12 protein-coding genes are annotated in these 15,007 nt (G+C 73.8%); 6 read left to right on the forward strand and 6 right to left on the reverse strand.

What is annotated here, in order from left to right:
• The first annotated feature begins 94 nt into the window (after positions 1 to 94).
• The 3 genes from ACQKQD_RS19680 to ACQKQD_RS19690 all read left to right on the forward strand — a co-directional run bounded on the left by ACQKQD_RS19680 (position 95) and on the right by ACQKQD_RS19690 (position 2,870).
• Positions 95 to 907: an enoyl-CoA hydratase gene (locus ACQKQD_RS19680; RefSeq protein ID WP_427509328.1), complete on the forward strand. Its 813-nt coding sequence runs from the start codon at positions 95 to 97 to the stop codon at positions 905 to 907.
• Positions 908 to 1,047: 140 nt separating this feature from the next.
• Entirely contained in the window at positions 1,048 to 1,368 is a 321-nt protein-coding gene (locus ACQKQD_RS19685; protein ID WP_020093379.1) for a hypothetical protein, read from the forward strand.
• 65 nt (positions 1,369 to 1,433) lie between these two features.
• Positions 1,434 to 2,870 (forward strand): phospholipase D-like domain-containing protein, encoded by a 1,437-nt coding sequence (locus ACQKQD_RS19690; protein WP_427509329.1) that lies wholly within the window; start codon positions 1,434 to 1,436, stop codon positions 2,868 to 2,870.
• On the opposite strand, the gene ACQKQD_RS19695 is transcribed toward ACQKQD_RS19690, so the two are convergent.
• Positions 2,788 to 3,573, reverse strand: coding sequence for an endonuclease/exonuclease/phosphatase family protein (locus ACQKQD_RS19695; protein ID WP_175556264.1), 786 nt, complete (start codon positions 3,571 to 3,573; stop codon positions 2,788 to 2,790). The genes ACQKQD_RS19690 and ACQKQD_RS19695 overlap by 83 nt on opposite strands.
• 243 nt (positions 3,574 to 3,816) lie before the next feature.
• On the opposite strand from ACQKQD_RS19695, the gene ACQKQD_RS19700 reads away from it, so the two are divergent.
• The gene (locus ACQKQD_RS19700; protein ID WP_427509330.1) at positions 3,817 to 5,055 is read left to right on the forward strand and encodes a metallophosphoesterase family protein; all 1,239 of its coding nucleotides are present in this window, start codon (positions 3,817 to 3,819) and stop codon (positions 5,053 to 5,055) included.
• 22 nt (positions 5,056 to 5,077) lie between these two features.
• On the forward strand, positions 5,078 to 8,554 hold the full coding sequence (locus ACQKQD_RS19705; RefSeq protein WP_427509331.1) for an AAA family ATPase: 3,477 nt from the start codon (positions 5,078 to 5,080) through the stop codon (positions 8,552 to 8,554).
• A 47-nt stretch (positions 8,555 to 8,601) separates the two neighbouring features.
• On the opposite strand, the gene ACQKQD_RS19710 is transcribed toward ACQKQD_RS19705, so the two are convergent.
• The 5 genes from ACQKQD_RS19710 to ACQKQD_RS19730 all read right to left on the reverse strand — a co-directional run bounded on the left by ACQKQD_RS19710 (position 8,602) and on the right by ACQKQD_RS19730 (position 13,121).
• Complete coding sequence (locus ACQKQD_RS19710) at positions 8,602 to 10,101, reverse strand: carboxypeptidase M32 (protein ID WP_427509332.1); 1,500 nt, start codon at positions 10,099 to 10,101, stop codon at positions 8,602 to 8,604.
• A gap of 44 nt (positions 10,102 to 10,145) precedes the next feature.
• Positions 10,146 to 11,948 (reverse strand): ATP-binding cassette domain-containing protein, encoded by a 1,803-nt coding sequence (locus ACQKQD_RS19715; protein ID WP_056525268.1) that lies wholly within the window; start codon positions 11,946 to 11,948, stop codon positions 10,146 to 10,148.
• A 66-nt stretch (positions 11,949 to 12,014) separates the two neighbouring features.
• A complete protein-coding gene (locus ACQKQD_RS19720) occupies positions 12,015 to 12,257 on the reverse strand; it encodes a hypothetical protein (RefSeq protein WP_020093386.1) in 243 nt (80 codons plus the stop codon).
• A 74-nt stretch (positions 12,258 to 12,331) separates the two neighbouring features.
• Entirely contained in the window at positions 12,332 to 12,646 is a 315-nt protein-coding gene (locus ACQKQD_RS19725; RefSeq protein ID WP_020093387.1) for a polyhydroxyalkanoic acid system family protein, read from the reverse strand.
• A gap of 124 nt (positions 12,647 to 12,770) precedes the next feature.
• Positions 12,771 to 13,121, reverse strand: coding sequence for a septal ring lytic transglycosylase RlpA family protein (locus tag ACQKQD_RS19730; protein WP_020093388.1), 351 nt, complete (start codon positions 13,119 to 13,121; stop codon positions 12,771 to 12,773).
• A 586-nt stretch (positions 13,122 to 13,707) separates the two neighbouring features.
• On the opposite strand from ACQKQD_RS19730, the gene ACQKQD_RS19735 reads away from it, so the two are divergent.
• Positions 13,708 to 14,898 carry a site-specific DNA-methyltransferase gene (locus tag ACQKQD_RS19735; RefSeq protein ID WP_280141568.1) on the forward strand — a complete coding sequence of 397 codons (1,191 nt, stop codon included), beginning with the start codon at positions 13,708 to 13,710 and terminating at the stop codon, positions 14,896 to 14,898.
• The last annotated feature ends 109 nt before the right edge of the window (positions 14,899 to 15,007 follow it).

Below are 15,007 nucleotides of genomic sequence, written 5' to 3' on the forward strand. Positions count from 1 at the left end.
GCCGCGGCACCGTCGCGGACCTGAACCCTGCGTGCTACCGTCCGACGACGCGACCGGCCCCGTGCCAGGGAGGCCGGCGCCGGGAGACGTCGCCATGACCGCAGCCCTTGCCACGGCCCACGCCGCCAGCCCGGAGACGCCGGTGCTGTTGCGCATCGACGCCGACGGGGTCGCGACGCTGACGCTGAACCGGCCGCAGGCCCGCAACGCCCTGTCGATGGCCCTGATGGGCGCGCTCCAGGAGCAGCTCGACGCGATCCGCGCGGATCCGTCCGTGCGGGTGGTGATCCTGGAGGGGGCCGGCCCCGCCTTCTGCGCCGGGCACGACCTCAAGGAGATGCGCGCCGACTCGTCCCGCGCGGCGACCGAGGCGGTGTTCCGCACCTGCGCGCGGCTGATGCTGAGCCTCACGCGCCTGCCGCAGCCGGTGATCGCCCGCGTCCACGGGATCGCCACCGCCGCCGGCTGCCAACTCGTGGCCACATGCGATCTCGCCATCTGCGCCGAGACCGCCCGCTTCGCCACGCCGGGGGTGCAGATCGGCCTGTTCTGCTCGACCCCGATGGTCGCCCTGTCACGCGCCGTATCGCGCAAGGCCGCCCTGGAGATGCTGCTGGTCGGTGAGCCGATCGACGCCGGGGAGGCCCTGCGGATCGGGCTGGTCAACCGCGTCGTGCCGGAGGCGGAGCTCGACGCGGCGGTGGGCGCCCTGGCGGCCCGGATCGCCGGGAAGGCCCGGCGCGTCCTGGCGATCGGCAAGGAGGCGTTCGGCCGGCAGATCGAGATGGGCCTGGAGGACGCCTACGGCTACACCGCCGAGGTCATGACCCGGAACATGATGATGGCCGACGCGCAGGAGGGGATCGACGCCTTCCTGGGCAAGCGGCCGCCCCGCTGGGAGCCGTGAGCCGGCGTCCCGGTCCGCGCACTGGCGCGATACGACGCAGGCCCTCCGGCGCGACGCGCATAGGTGATGGCGCCGCCCTGCCCTAGGATGAGGGGCCTGTCCGACCCTGCCGGGCTCGGCGCCGCCACGCGGAACGGCTGATGAGCACCCTCGACCTGCTCGGTCTGACGCTGTCCTTCTACGGCACGATGCCGCCGCCGCGGCCCCCGCGGCCGAACCGCAACGGCGCCACCTGGGCCGCCGCCGTGATCTTCGGCGGCGTCTGCCTCGCGACGATCGGGCCGATGATCACCATCTGGAGCTTCCACCGGCCCTATGCCGAGGCCAAGGCGCGCTGCATCGCCTCCGGCGGCCGGGTCCTGTACGGGGCCCTCGACGGCAGCGGACCCTATCGCTGCGAGCGGCCCGCGGCCGCCGCGGCCGCCGCGCCCATTGCGCATCCGGCCAAGCCGGCGGATTAATCCGCCCGCCGCATGCGCTTCAGGTCGATCCGGCGCCTCCCGACGCGAACCCGGATAGCCTCACCTTGGAAAACGCGATCACCCGCTGGGTCCAGTCGACCGCCCTGATGCGGTCGGATGTCGAGGCCCTGATCGGCTTCGCGCTGGCGATCGGCGTCACCCTGCACGCCCTGCTGCGCAAGCGCCGGGTCAGCGTGGCGGTGGGCTGGATCGGGCTCGCGTGGCTGTCGCCGATCTTCGGCACCGCCCTGTACCTGACCTTCGGCATCAACCGGGTCTCGCGCCGCGCGCGGCGGCTGCGGACCAAGCCGTCCGACGCGACGCAGCTGCCCGACACCGACGACGCCGTGGTGCCGGAGGCGCTCTGGCCCCTCGACCGAGCGATCCGGCGGATCACGAGCCTGCCGGCCTTCGCCGGCAACACCGTGCAGATGTTCCGCAACGGCGACGCCGGCTATCCGGTGATGCTGGCGGCGATCCGCGAGGCGCGGTCCAGCATCGGCCTGTCGAGCTACATCTTCCGGGACGACGCCACCGGCCGCGAATTCTGCGACGCCCTCGTGGAGGCGAAGGCCCGGGGCGTGCAGGTCCGCGTCATCATCGACGGGATCGGCGGCGGCTATTTCCGCGCGCCGGTCTACCACCGCCTGACGGCCGCCGGGGTGCCGGCCGCCCTGTTCATGCACTCCGCCCTCCCCTGGCGGATGCCGTTCCTCAATCTGCGCTCGCACAAGAAGCTGCTGATCGTCGACGGGCGGATCGCCTTCACCGGCGGCCTCAACATCTCGCACCCGAACCGCGTCGCCCTGAAGCCCGAGCACCCGATCCGCGACACCCATTTCCGCCTGACCGGCCCCGTGGTCGAGCAGCTCGCCGCCGCGTTCGCGGCCGACTGGGCCTTCGTGGACGGCGAGATCCTCGACGGCCCCCCCTGGTTCGTCGACCTCGAGCCGTGCGGACCGAGCGTCGCCCGGGCGGTGACCTCCGGCCCGGACGCGGACGTCGAGAAGATCGAGCAGGTCATCCTCCAGGCGCTCGCCTGCGCGCGCCGGTCGGTGCGCTTCGTGACGCCCTACTTCCTACCCGACGAGCTGGTGACCGGCGCCCTCGCCCAGGCCGCGACCCGGGGCATCACCGTCGACGTGATCATCCCGCGGGTCAGCGACCACCCCTACATCGACTGGGCGACCCGGGCGCATCTCGACCCGCTGCTGCGGGCCGGCGTGAACGTCTGGCTCGACGAGCCGCCTTTCGACCATTCCAAGGCAATGGTGGTCGACGACATCTGGTGCTTCGTCGGCAGCGCCAACTGGGACATGCGCAGCTTCCGGCTCAATTTTGAGCTGAACGTCGAGATCATCGACGCCGACCTCGCCGCCGACCTCGACCGGTTCATGCGCGGCAAGATGGAGGCGCGGCTCAGCCGGGAGGATCTCGCCGCGCGCGGCCTGCCGATCCGTCTGCGCGACGCAGGCGTGCGACTGCTGCTGCCATACCTTTGAACCGGGCGGGGGCGTGCGCCTCCGGCGCCGGGCCGAGATGGACGACGATCGGCCGGTGATCGGAGCGTCCCCGCGGCAGCACCGCGTGCGCGTGGCAGACGAGCCCGCGGGCGAGGCAGCGGTCGAGCCGCAGCGGCAGCACCTCGACCATCGCGTGGGTCGATTGCCGCGGTCCGACGTCGCGGAAGCCCGGGATCAGCGCCGGGCCGACGATATTGTAGTCGCCGAGCACGGCCGCTCGCGGCGGCAGCTCGCTGACGATGCGCCGCAGCTGGCGCCGGTTCAGCATCTGTCCGTGCGACAGGTGGACGTTGGCCACGCCGAACTCGCCGAGATCGAGGATCTGGCAGACCCGGTGCACGAGGGCGCCGGAGGGGAGCGCGATGACCCGGGGCGGCGCCGCCCAGGGCTTCGGGCTCCACATGGCGAGCCCGTGGATCCGGCCCGGCAGGGGCGCCCAGGCGTAGTGGCCGCCGATCCGGTCCAGCAGGAAGCCGATGGCGCGGGTTGCCTCCTGCATCAGCAGCAGGTCGGGCTTCTCCTGCGCCACGAGGGCGGCAACGTCGTCCACCGCCGCGCCGGTGCGCCGCAGCAGGTTCCAGCTCACGATCTTGAAGGGCTGGTGCGGCCGCTCGGCGGGGCGGATCGGCGTGACGGGTGACGGTGCGGTGTTGGAGCGGGCCGGGCGTGCAGCAGGATTCATCGGGCCGGTCTCGTACCTCAGCGTGCGGCGCTCCCGCCACCGCCACGCTCTAACGCGCCCGGAGCCGGGACGTTCGACCGCATGCGCGCCGGGCGCGGGCGCGGTCCGACCTGGGCGCCCCACAGCCCATCGCCGGGCGACGCTTGAGGCCGACCCGGTCGGCGGCCTAAGAGCCGGCATGGCGACGCCGGCCGCTCCGAGAACCGCCGCGCACCGCCATCCCACCGATCCCGTCCGGAGGCCATGACGGCGTTCAGCTTCATCCATGCCGCCGACCTGCATCTCGGCAGCCCGCTGTCGGGCCTCGCCGCGCGCGACGCGGAACTGGCCCGGCGCCTCGCCGCGGCGAGCCGGCAGGCCTTCGAGGATCTGGTGAGCCAGGCGATCGAGCGGTCGGTCGCCTTCGTGGTTGTCGCGGGTGACGTCTACGACGGCGACTGGGCCGACACCACGATCGGCCTGTTCTTCGCCCGGCAGGTCGCCCGCCTCGACCGCGCCGGTATCCGGACGATCCTCGTGCGCGGCAACCACGACGCCGAGAGCGTCATCACGCGCTCGATCACGCTGCCGGCCTCCGTCCACGTCTTCCCGACCGCCCGCGCCGGCACCCTTCGCCTCGACGCGCTCCGCGTCGCGGTCCACGGCCGCAGCTTCCAGGGCCGGGCGGTGGAGGAGAACCTCTCGCTCACCTACCCGGCCGCCGTGCCGGGCTGGTTCAACCTCGGGGTCCTGCACACCTCCTGCACCGGCCACGCCGCCCACGAGACCTACGCCCCCTGCTCGGTCGCCGACCTCGCGGCCCGGGGCTACGAGTACTGGGCGCTGGGCCACATCCACGAGTACGCGGAGCTGTCCCGGGATCCCTGGATCGTGTTCCCCGGCAATCTCCAGGGCCGGAGCGTGCGCGAGTGCGGCGAGAAGGGCGCCGTCGTGGTCGACGTCTCCGACGGTCGGGTGACCGGCGTCAGCCGCCTGCCCCTCGACCGGGCGCGATTCGAGCAGATCACGGTCGAACTCGCGGCGGTGGCCGACGCGCGCGGCGCCGTCGAGGCCGTCGAGGCGGCGCTGAGGCCCCTGGCCAAGATCGCGGCACGCCGGCTGCTCCTGGTCCGCGTCCACCTCGCGGGGACGACCCGGGCCCACGACGCCCTCGCGGCCGATCGCGAGTCCCTGACGGCCGAGATCCAGGCGGCCGCGCACCGGCTGCACGAGGACATCTGGCTGGAGCGCCTGAAGATCGAGACCCGCCGCCCGCGCGCCGCGGCGGAGCCGACCGGCGCCGCCATCGACCCCGCGGCCCTGCTGGCCGACCTCGACCGCGACCCCGAGTTCCGCGCCCGGGCGAAGGCGGCGCTGGCCGAGATCGGCGGCCGGATGCCGGGGACGGCCGCCGCCGAGGCCGACCTCGACGCGGAGTTCGACGCGCTCTGCGCCGAGGCCGAGGCCCTCGTCCTCGGACGCCTCGGCGGCCGGCACTGCTGAGGCGCGCGCCCATGGACCCCCGATGCGCCTGATCCGCCTCGCCCTCGAGCGCTACGGCGCCTTCACGGATCGCACCGTCGCGTTCCGGCCCGACGCGCGCCTGCACGTCGTGCTGGGCGCCAACGAGGCCGGCAAGAGCACCGCGCTGGCGGCGGTCACCGACCTGCTGTTCGGCTTCGGGAAGACCACGCCCTACGCCTTCCTGCACGACATGCCGCAGCTGCGCCTCGGCGCGGAGATCGCCGCCGCCGACGGACGCCGGCTGTCCTTCCGCCGCCGGAAGGGCAACAGCCGCACCCTCATCGACGCCGCCGACGCGCCGCTCGCCGACGACGCGCTGGCGCCGTTCCTCGGCGGCCTGTCCCGGACGGTGTTCTGCCGGGCCTTCGGGCTCGACGCGGCGAGCCTCCGGGCCGGGGGGCGCGAGATGGTCGACGTGGAGGGCGAGGTCGGCGCGAGCCTGTTCGCGGCGGGCTCGGGCCTGCGCGGCCTCACGGAGCTGCAGACGACGCTCGACGCGGAGGCCGACGCCATCTTCGCCCCGCGCCAGGCCAAGCACCGGACCTTCTACCAGGCGCTGGAGCGCCACGAGACGGCCCGGCGAGCGATCCGCGAGCGGGGCCTGCGCGCCGGCGACTGGCGCGCCCTGAACGACGAGATCGCCGCGGCGGCCGCGCAGCTCGAGGCGCTCCGGTCCGAGCAGAAGGCCGGCGCGGTCGCGCGCGCCCGGCTGGAGCGGTTCAAGCGCGTCCGCCCGATCATCGCCGAGATCGACGCGCTGGAGCGGCGCATCGCCGCCGAGACCGACCTCGTCGACGCGGATCCCGCCTGGATCGCCCGCCTGGGGGCGGCCCTGGACGCGTGCCGCGCCGCGGACGCCGAGGCGGAGCGGGCCGAGACCGCGCGCGACCGGGCCCGCGGCGAGGCCGAATCGGTGCCGGTCGAGCCGGGGCTGACCCATCGGGCGGACGAGATCCTGGCGGCGTTCAGCGGCACCCGGGAGTTCGAGAAGGGCGGCACCGACCTGCCCCGCATCGAGGGCGACGCCCACAAGGTCGGGCTGGATCTGGAGCGGCTGCGCGCCCGGATCGGCGTGCCCGACCTCGCCGCGCTCGAGGCCCGCCAGCCCCCGGACGCCGCGCGGGCGCGGACCGAGCGGCTGATCCGCGACGGTCGGACCCTGGCGGCCGCCGAGGAGCAGATCGCCCGCGACCTCGCCGCCGCCCGCGCCGAGCGGGAACGCCTCGCCCGCGAGGTGGAGGCGGCCGACGCGGCCCGGGATCCGACCCCGCTCCGGGAGGCGCTGAAGCCCCTCGCCCGGCTGCACGAGTGGATCGCCGCCCGCGACACCCTCGACGGCGCGATCCGCCGGGAGGCGGCGCTGCTGCGCAACCAGGCCGAGCGGCTGTCGCCGCCGGTGCCCGACCTCGCCGCCCTCGTGCGGACGCCCCTGCCCGCCCCCGACACGGTGGCGCGCTACCGTCAGGGCCTCGAGGCGAAGACCCGCGAGCACGAACGGGCCGCCGACCGGTGCGACGCGGCCCGCCGGCAGGTCGCGGTCACCCGGGCGCGGCTGCGCGAGCGCGAGGCCGGCCGGCCCGTCGCCACCCGGGAGCGGCTCGACGCCCTGCGGTCAACCCGCGACGCGGCGTTCGCGCCGCTGCGCGACGCCCTCGCGGCCGGCCGGGCGGCCGCCGTCGCCGAGGTCGCGGCCTTCGAGCGCGCGCTCCTCGAGGCCGACCGCGTCGCGGACGAGCGCGCGTCCGACGCCGCCCGGGTCGCCGCCCACGCGGCCGACCTGGAACGGCTCGCCGCCGAGGAGGCGGAGGCCGCGCGAGCCGACGACGTCCTCGCCGGTCTCGCCGCGGAACTCGCGGCGGGCGAGGCGGCGTGGCGCGAGGCGTGGCGGCCCGCCGGGCTCGTGCCCGGTCCTCCGGCCGAGATGGCGGCCTGGCTCGCCGAGGTGGAGAGCCTGATCGAGGCCGAGCAGCGCCTCGCCGCGCAGCGGATCGAGGCCGACCGGCTCCTGGCACGGATCGAGGCCGCGCGGGGGCCCCTGGCCGACCTGCGCAGCCGCGCCGGCCTCGACGCCGCGCCGGACCTCGAGATCGCCGCCGCGCTGGACGGTCTCGAAGCGCGGATCGCCGCCCTAGCGAGCCGCTGGGAGGCCAACCTGCAGACCGCCGGCCTGCTGCGCGCGGCCGGACTATCCGTCGCGCGGCTGGAGGCGAGCCTCGCGGAGACCGCCGCCCGCCGCGCCGCCTGGCGGGCCGACTGGGAGGCGGCGCTGCTGCCCCTCGGCCTCGACGGCACGGCCGGTCCGGAAGAGGCCGAGGGCGCGCTGGAGGCGTGGCGCAGCGTGCCCGACCGGCTGGCGGAGCGGGCCGCCCTACAGCGCCGCTCGGCGGGGATCCGCCGGGACATGGAGGCGTTCCGAGCCAACGCCGTCGCCCTGGTCGAGGCCCTGGCGCCCGACCTCGCGGAGGTGTCGCCCGCCGGCGCGGTCCGATCGCTCCACGGCCGCCTCGTCGCCGCGCAGGCCCGCGAGGCGCGCCGCGCCGAGCTCGACCGCCGCCGCGACGAGGCCGAGGCCGCCCATCGCGGCGCCTGCGACTCGCGCGACGCGGCGCGGGCGACGCTCGCCCGGCAGGTGGCCGAGGTGATGCCGGACCTCGCCGCGGCACCGACGCCGGAGATCGACCGGCTGTTCGGCCGCCTCAGCGCGCGGGAGGCGCTGCGCGCCGAGCGCCTGCGGCTCCGCGGCACGCTCGCGGGCGCGGCCGACGGGCTTCCGGAGGCCGAGCTGCGCGCCGGCCTGGAGACCGTGTCGCCGGAGGCGATCGAGGCGGAGCTGGCGCGGCTGTCGCTCGAGGCCGACGAGCAGGCCGAGCGCGGACAGGTCATCTTCGCGGACCGCGACCGGGCGGAGCGGCGGCGGGCGGAGCTCGAGGGCGGCACCGGCGCCGAGCTGGCCCTCGCGGAGCGCAAGGCCGCGGAGGCGGATCTCCAGGCGGCTTCCCGCTCCTGGGCCGTCTTGCGGCTCGCCGGGCTGATGCTCGGGCAGGCGGTCGCCCGCCACCGCGCGGGGCAGCAGGACCCGCTCGTCACCCGGGCGGGCGCGCTGTTCCAGGCTCTCACCGGCGGCGCGTTCTCCGGTCTGGCGCAGATCTACGACGAGGCCGACACGCCGAAGCTCGCCGGGCAGCGCGCCGGCGGCGGCACGGTCGCCATCGAGGGCATGAGCGAGGGCACCCGCGACCAGCTCTATCTCGCCCTGCGGCTGGCCTATCTGGAGGATTACGCCGGCCGCGCCGAGCCGGCCCCCTTCATCGGCGACGACCTGTTCTCGACCTTCGACGAGACCCGGACCGGCTACGGCCTCGACGCGCTGGCGGCGATCGGCGCCCGGGTCCAGCCGATCCTGTTCACGCACCACCGCCACGTCGCGGACATCGCCCGCGACCGGCTCGGCGACGCCGTCGACGTGGTGACGCTCTAGGCGTCGCCGGCGGAGGGGTCGTTCGTCCCCTCCCCGGCCACCGCGTCTCAGGCGCCCGCGCCCCCGAGGTAGCGCGCCTCCAGATGGGCCCGGAACGCCGCCGTGCCGAGCCTCGTCCCGGTGGCGCGGGTGAGGAGGTCGTCGGTGTCGAGCAGGCTCCCCACCGCGTGGACATGCGTGCGGAGCCAGTCCCGCAGGGGGCCGAAATCGCCCTGCGCGAGGCAGCCCGGCAGCGCCGGCTCGGCCGCGCGGGCCGCCCGGAACAGCTGCGCGGCCGCCAGGGCGCCGAGGGTGTAGGTCGGGAAATAGCCGAACGCCCCGCTCGGCCAGTGGATGTCCTGGAGGCAGCCGACCCGGTCGTCGGGCACCGTGAGCCCGAGGAGGTCGCGCAGGCCGTCGTTGAACGACCCCGGCAGGTCGCGCACCGCGAGGTCGCCCGCGATCATCGCGGTCTCCAGCCGGTAGCGCAGCAGGATATGGGCCGGGTAGGTCGCCTCATCGGCATCCACCCGGATGAAGCCGGGCGCCACCCGGGTGTTGAGCGCGTGCAGGTTCTCCGGCGACCATTCGGGCCCGGATCGCCCGAACGCCGCCTGCAGGAGCGGCGCCAGGAAGGTGAAGAACTCCCGGCTCCGGCAGGCCTGCATCTCCACGATGAGCGACTGGCTCTCGTGCAGGCTCATGCCCCGCGCCGCGCCGACCGGCTGGTTGCGCCACGCCGCCGGCCGCCCCTGCTCGTAGAGGGCGTGCCCGGTCTCGTGGAGAACGCCCATCAGCGCCCGGCCGAAATCGGCCGCGTCGTAGCGCGTCGTGATCCGCACGTCGTCGGTGGCGCCGCCGCAGAACGGGTGCAGGCTGATGTCGAGCCGGCCGCGGGTGAAGTCGAAGCCGACCGCCGCCATCAGCTTCAGGCCGAGATCGCGCTGCACCGCCACGTCGAACGGGCCGGCGAGCGGGAGCGGTGCCGGCCGGGACGCCTGGATCTCCCGGGCGCGGGCGATCAGGGCCGGCAGCCAGTCGGTCAGGTCCGCGAAGAGCGGGTCGATCGTCGCCCGGCGCATGCCGGGATCGTAGCTGTCGAGCAGCGCGTCGTAGGGATCGAGGCCGAGGGCCGCGCCCTTCGCCTGGCCGATCTCCCGCTGGAGCCGCAGCACCTCGGCGAGGTGGGGTTCGAGGCGGGCGAAATCGGCGTCGCGCCGCGCCTCGCGCCAGACCATCTCCGAGCGGGACACGGCGCGGGAGCTGGCCTCGACGAGGTCGCGGGGGACCGCCGTGGCGTGTCCTTGCGCGCGGCGCATCTCCCGCAGGTTGGCGGCGGGCCAGGGCTCGAGGTCGCCGCCCTGCTCGGCCGCCGCCAGCTCCTCGGCGGCCTCGGGGGCCGTGAGCATCCCGTGGGCGAGCCCGCGGAGGATCGCGAGCTGGTCGCCGCGGGCCTCGGCGGCGCCGTCCGGCATCAGGGTCTGCGCGTCCCACCCGAGGATCCCGGCCGCGCCCTCCAGGGCGGCGAGCCGGGCGAAGCGCTGTTCGAGGGTCTGATAGGCGGTCATGCGGTCTCCGGTCGGGTACGTCTCGCGGCGCGATGCGGCGGGTCTCATCCCGCCTGAAGCATCTCCAGTTCCAGCCAGCGGTCCTCCGCCTGCGACAGCTCGGTCTCGGCCTGGGCCAGCATGGTCGAGGCCTTGTCGAACCGGGCCGGGTCGCGGGCGTAGAGCTCGGGGTCGGCGAGGATCGTGCGGAGCTGGGCGATCGCCGCCTCCAGCTTCTCGATGCGGGCCGGCAGGGTCTTCAATTCGTGCTGGTCCTTGAAGCCGAGCTTGGGCTTGCCCGACGGCTGGGCGGCCGGCGCGGCGGCGCGCTCGCGCGACTCCTTCGCCTTCGGCGCGACGGTCCGCGCCTCGACGCCCTGACCGCGCTGGACCAGCATGTCGCTGTAGCCGCCGGCATACTCGACCCAGCGGCCGGCGCCCTCCGAGACCAGCACGCTGCCGGCCACGCGGTCGAGGAAGTCGCGGTCGTGGCTCACCAGGATCAGCGTGCCCTGGTAGTCGCCCAGCATCTCCTGGAGCAGGTCGAGGGTCTCGAGGTCGAGGTCGTTGGTGGGCTCGTCGAGGACGAGGAGGTTGGCCGGCTGGGCCAGGGCGCGGGCGATCAGCAGCCGGTTGCGCTCGCCGCCGGAGAGAACCGAGACCGGCGTGCGCGCCTGCTCGGGCGTGAACAGGAAGTCCTTGAGGTAGCCGATCACGTGGCGGCTCTGGCCGTTCACCGTGACGCTGTCGCCGCGGCCGCCGGTCAGCACGTCGGTGACGGTCATCCCGGGCTCCAGCACGGCGCGGGCCTGATCGAGCACCACCGGCAGCAGGTTGGTGCCGAGCACCACCTGCCCGGCATCCGGCGCGAGCCGGCCCATCAGCAGGTTGATCAGGGTACTCTTGCCCGCGCCGTTCGCCCCGACGATGCCGAGCCGGTCGCCCCGCATCACCCGCAGGGACAGCCCGTCGACGATCCTGCGCTCGCCGTAGCTCTTCGCGATGTCGCGGGCCTCGACGACGAGGCTCCCCGAAGATTCCGCGTCTGAGGCCTGCATGCTGACGCTGCCCACCGGGCGACGCACCTCGCGGCGGTTCTGCCGGAGTTCGTGCAGGTTGCCGAGGCGGCGGACGTTGCGCTTGCGCCGCGCGGTGACGCCGTAGCGCAGCCAGTGCTCCTCGGCGGCGATCTTGCGGTCGAGCTTGTGCTGGTCCCGCTCCTCTTCCTCGAAGAAGGCGTCGCGCCACGCCTCGAAGCTGGAGAAGCCCTGGTCGATCCGGCGGGTCTCGCCGCGGTCGAGCCAGATCGTGGCCCGCGACAGGGCCGAGAGAAAGCGCCGATCGTGGCTGATCAGCACGAGGGCCGCGCGGGTGCCCTTCAACTCCGTCTCGAGCCACTCGATCGCCGGCAGGTCGAGATGGTTGGTGGGCTCGTCGAGGAGCAGCACGTCGGGCTCGGGGGCGAGCGCCTGCGCCAGCGCGGTGCGGCGCCCCTCGCCGCCGGAGAGCTTGCTCGGATCCTCCGCGCCGGTCAGGCCGAGGCTCTCCAGCAGGTAGCGGGCGCGGTGGGTCGATTCGCCCGGCGGCAGGCCGGCCTCGACGAAATCCAGGGTGGTGGCGAAGCCCGTGAAATCCGGCTCCTGTGCGAGGTAGCGGATCGTCGTGCCGGGCTGGACGAAGCGCCGTCCCCGGTCGGGCTCCGTGAGGCCCGCGGCGATCTTCATGAGCGTCGACTTCCCCGACCCGTTCCGGCCGACGAGGCAGGTGCGCTCGCCCGGCGCGATGGCGAGGCTCGCGCCCGTGATCAGCGGCGTGCCGCCGAAGGTGAGCGCGACGTCCTGGAGGGTGAGGAGCGGGGGAGCGGCCATGGGCCGGCTTATGGCAGCGCGGGGCGGCCTGTTCAAACAGAGCCGCCCCCGTCGGTCGGCGCCCGATCAGGCGATCGGGTTGGCCGGTCCCGTCGGCGGGCTGATCTCGGGCACGCCCGGATCGTTGACGGGGATCTCGGGCGGCTGGATGCCCGGCGCCTCCGCCGGGGTGTTCCCGGGGATCTCCGGCCCGGGCGGCTGGGTCGGCGCCTGCGGCGGATCGTAGGGGCGGTCCGGCACCGGCGTCGGCTGCGGCGGCACCTCGGGGACCTGCCCCGGGTCGGCGAGCGTGAAATCGGGCACCGTCATCCTCCGCGAGACCGGTGGTGCACAGCGGCACCGGTCCGGCGGAAACAGAGTGCGGCGGATCCGGTTCCGGAGGGCTACTTCTTCGTCAGCAGGAGGTTGCCCTCCTTGCTCGCCACCTTCTGGATCTTCTCGGCGAACAGGGCGAGGAGGAACGGCAGCTTCACCTCGAGGCGCACGCTCTCCGCGCCCACGTCGATCGTGCCGGCGATCTTCTGCGCCACCGCGGACACGCCGAAATCGAGCCGGTCGCCCGTCCAGGCGAGCTGGTCCACCGTGATTCCGCTCTTGGCCAGGAGGGCCCGCGCCTGATCCGTGCCGTGCTCCAGGCGCCGCTTGGCCTCGTCGCGGCCGAGGTCGTGCGGGATGTCGACGATGAGGGGCTTGGGCATGGGCGGGTGATCCGAGCTGAACCCGGCAGCAGATGGTGCGTCCGGGTCCGGCAGACAACGCCCCGGAGGCCGCCCCGCCCGCGCGGGGCGGAGGCGCGCCGGGGCGCTCGATGCCGGTGAAGGGTCAGTGCACGACCTGCAGCGACACGTAGCTGACGCCGCCCATGCCGAGGGCGCGGGCGGAGCCGCGCGACAGGTCGATGATGCGGCCGCGCACGAACGGACCGCGATCGTTGATGCGCACGACGATCGAGCGGCCGGTCCGCTTGTTCTCGACGCGGACCCGCGTGCCGAACGGCAGGCTGCGATGGGCGGCGGTCAGTCCGTTGGGGTTGAAACGCTCGCCGTTGGCGGTGCGATGGCCGCTCCCGTACCAGGAGGCCGCTCCGCTCTGGGCGGCGGCCGGGAGGCTTGTTCCGACGACGGTGGACAGCATTCCAAGCGAGACAACGAGCTTACCGAAACCGAACGACATTCTCGACGCATTCCCATTGTTTTTGTCGGGGCGGCGCCAGTCGTGCCCGAAACGGGCCGGAATATGGCAGGCTTTTTCGGGCTGTCGGGGTCACATTTTGGCCGATTTCGCGCTGGTCATCCCCATTACATGGCGGCTTATTTCAGTTTATTTCCGCTCTTGTTGCGGGTGATGCATTGGCGTGTGGTTCTGCGTATTCAGCAAGAACTGCTCGCCTCCGTTGGGGAGGGTGCAAAATAGGACATCATTCTTAAGCCTTGCGCGGAGCGTGACCCTGCGTCCCGCTGAGGTGGAAGCGCGACCCGCCCGGCGCCCCTGGCACGACGATGATTGTCGTGTGCGGCTGTTTCCCAAGCACAGGCTGCCGCGGCCGCGCGGGACCCGCAGGGATAGAGTGTTGTCGCCCGATCCCGGGGGCGCGGCGCAGCCGGGTAACGGTTGCTTAATCTGTCGGAGGATTGTCCGGGCGCCCGGTCGGCAAAATCTGCAGCCCCAGAACGGGACGCGCCGGACGCGAAATCGACAACGTGACCTTTACCGTACCCGGCGCATGGTCTGCCGGTCAGTCGCGTAACCGGTGTTTGCCATGGCTTCCCCGCGTACCGTGGCTGCCGACGCCGTCGCCCGGAAACAGGTCTCGCGTGCCGGGCGGCCCGCGTCGGCGCCACGGATGGGTCTCGTACCCGCCCAGCGTTCTCTGCCCCTCGACCAGGTACTCGTCGGGGACTGCATCGCGGCCATGAACGCCTTGCCGGCGTCGAGCGTCGACTGCGTGTTCGCTGACCCGCCCTACAACCTTCAGCTCGGCGACGCCGGCCTCCTGCGCCCGGACCAGAGCCGCGTCGACGCGGTCGACGACGACTGGGACAAGTTCGCGACCTTCGAGGCCTACGACACCTTCACCCGGGACTGGCTCGCCGCCTGCCGCCGCGTGATGAAGCCGAACGCGACCCTCTGGGTGATCGGGTCGTACCACAACATCTTCCGGGTCGGGAGCGCGTTGCAGGATCTCGGTTACTGGATCCTCAACGACATCGTCTGGCGCAAGGCCAACCCGATGCCGAACTTCCGCGGCAAGCGCTTCACCAACGCCCACGAGACCCTGATCTGGGCCTCGCGCTCGGCCGACTCGAAGGGCTACACCTTCCATTACGAGGCGCTGAAAGGGGGCAACGAGGACCTCCAGATGCGCTCGGACTGGTTCATCCCCCTCTGCACCGGCGAGGAGCGGCTGAAGGATGCGGAGGGCCGCAAGGTCCACCCGACCCAGAAGCCCGAGGCTCTGCTCGCCCGGACGCTGCTCGCGGCGACCAATCCCGGCGACGTGGTGCTCGACCCGTTCTTCGGCACCGGCACGACCGGCGCCGTCGCCAAGCGCCTCGGCCGCCGCTTCATCGGCATCGAGCGCGAGGCGACCTACGCCGAGGCGGCCCGGGAGCGGATCGCCGCCGTGGAGACCCTGTCGAGGGCCGCCCTCATGGTGGCGCCGACCAAGCGCGCCGAGCCGCGGGTCCCGTTCCTGTCGGTGATCGAGGCGGGCCACATCCGCCCCGGCGAGACCGTGACCGACGAGCGCCGCCGGTTCCGCGCCACGGTGCGCCCGGACGGCCAGCTCGACAACGGCCTCGTCATCGGCTCGATCCACAAGATCGGCGCGCTGGTGCAGGGCCTGCCGGCCTGCAACGGCTGGACGTTCTGGCACGTGGAGCGCGGCGGCAAGCCGGTGGTGATCGATAGCTACCGGGCCGGTCTCCGGCAGGCGATGGCCAACGGCTGAGCCAGCACACCGTCTCTGCGAGCGGAGCGAAGCAATCCAGCAGCGCCACGCAGACAGATGTCGCGCTGCCCTGGGTCGCTTCGCTTCGCTGCGCTCGCGATGACGGTCG

The sequence above is a fragment of the Methylobacterium sp. NPDC080182 genome (genome assembly GCF_050281105.1).
Taxonomy (GTDB): Bacteria; Pseudomonadota; Alphaproteobacteria; order Rhizobiales; family Beijerinckiaceae; genus Methylobacterium.

Bases quoted from the DNA above. Each gene is read 5' to 3' on its own strand.
- ACQKQD_RS19680 (WP_427509328.1), top strand. From the start codon at position 95: ATGACCGCAGCCCTTGCCACGGCCCACGCCGCCAGCCCGGAGACGCCG.
- ACQKQD_RS19685 (WP_020093379.1), top strand. From the start codon at position 1,048: ATGAGCACCCTCGACCTGCTCGGTCTGACGCTGTCCTTCTACGGCACG.
- ACQKQD_RS19695 (WP_175556264.1), bottom strand. From the start codon at position 3,573: ATGAATCCTGCTGCACGCCCGGCCCGCTCCAACACCGCACCGTCACCC.
- ACQKQD_RS19700 (WP_427509330.1), top strand. From the start codon at position 3,817: ATGACGGCGTTCAGCTTCATCCATGCCGCCGACCTGCATCTCGGCAGC.
- ACQKQD_RS19705 (WP_427509331.1), top strand. From the start codon at position 5,078: ATGCGCCTGATCCGCCTCGCCCTCGAGCGCTACGGCGCCTTCACGGAT.
- ACQKQD_RS19710 (WP_427509332.1), bottom strand. From the start codon at position 10,101: ATGACCGCCTATCAGACCCTCGAACAGCGCTTCGCCCGGCTCGCCGCC.
- ACQKQD_RS19715 (WP_056525268.1), bottom strand. From the start codon at position 11,948: ATGGCCGCTCCCCCGCTCCTCACCCTCCAGGACGTCGCGCTCACCTTC.
- ACQKQD_RS19720 (WP_020093386.1), bottom strand. From the start codon at position 12,257: ATGACGGTGCCCGATTTCACGCTCGCCGACCCGGGGCAGGTCCCCGAG.
- ACQKQD_RS19725 (WP_020093387.1), bottom strand. From the start codon at position 12,646: ATGCCCAAGCCCCTCATCGTCGACATCCCGCACGACCTCGGCCGCGAC.
- ACQKQD_RS19730 (WP_020093388.1), bottom strand. From the start codon at position 13,121: ATGTCGTTCGGTTTCGGTAAGCTCGTTGTCTCGCTTGGAATGCTGTCC.
- ACQKQD_RS19735 (WP_280141568.1), top strand. From the start codon at position 13,708: ATGGCTTCCCCGCGTACCGTGGCTGCCGACGCCGTCGCCCGGAAACAG.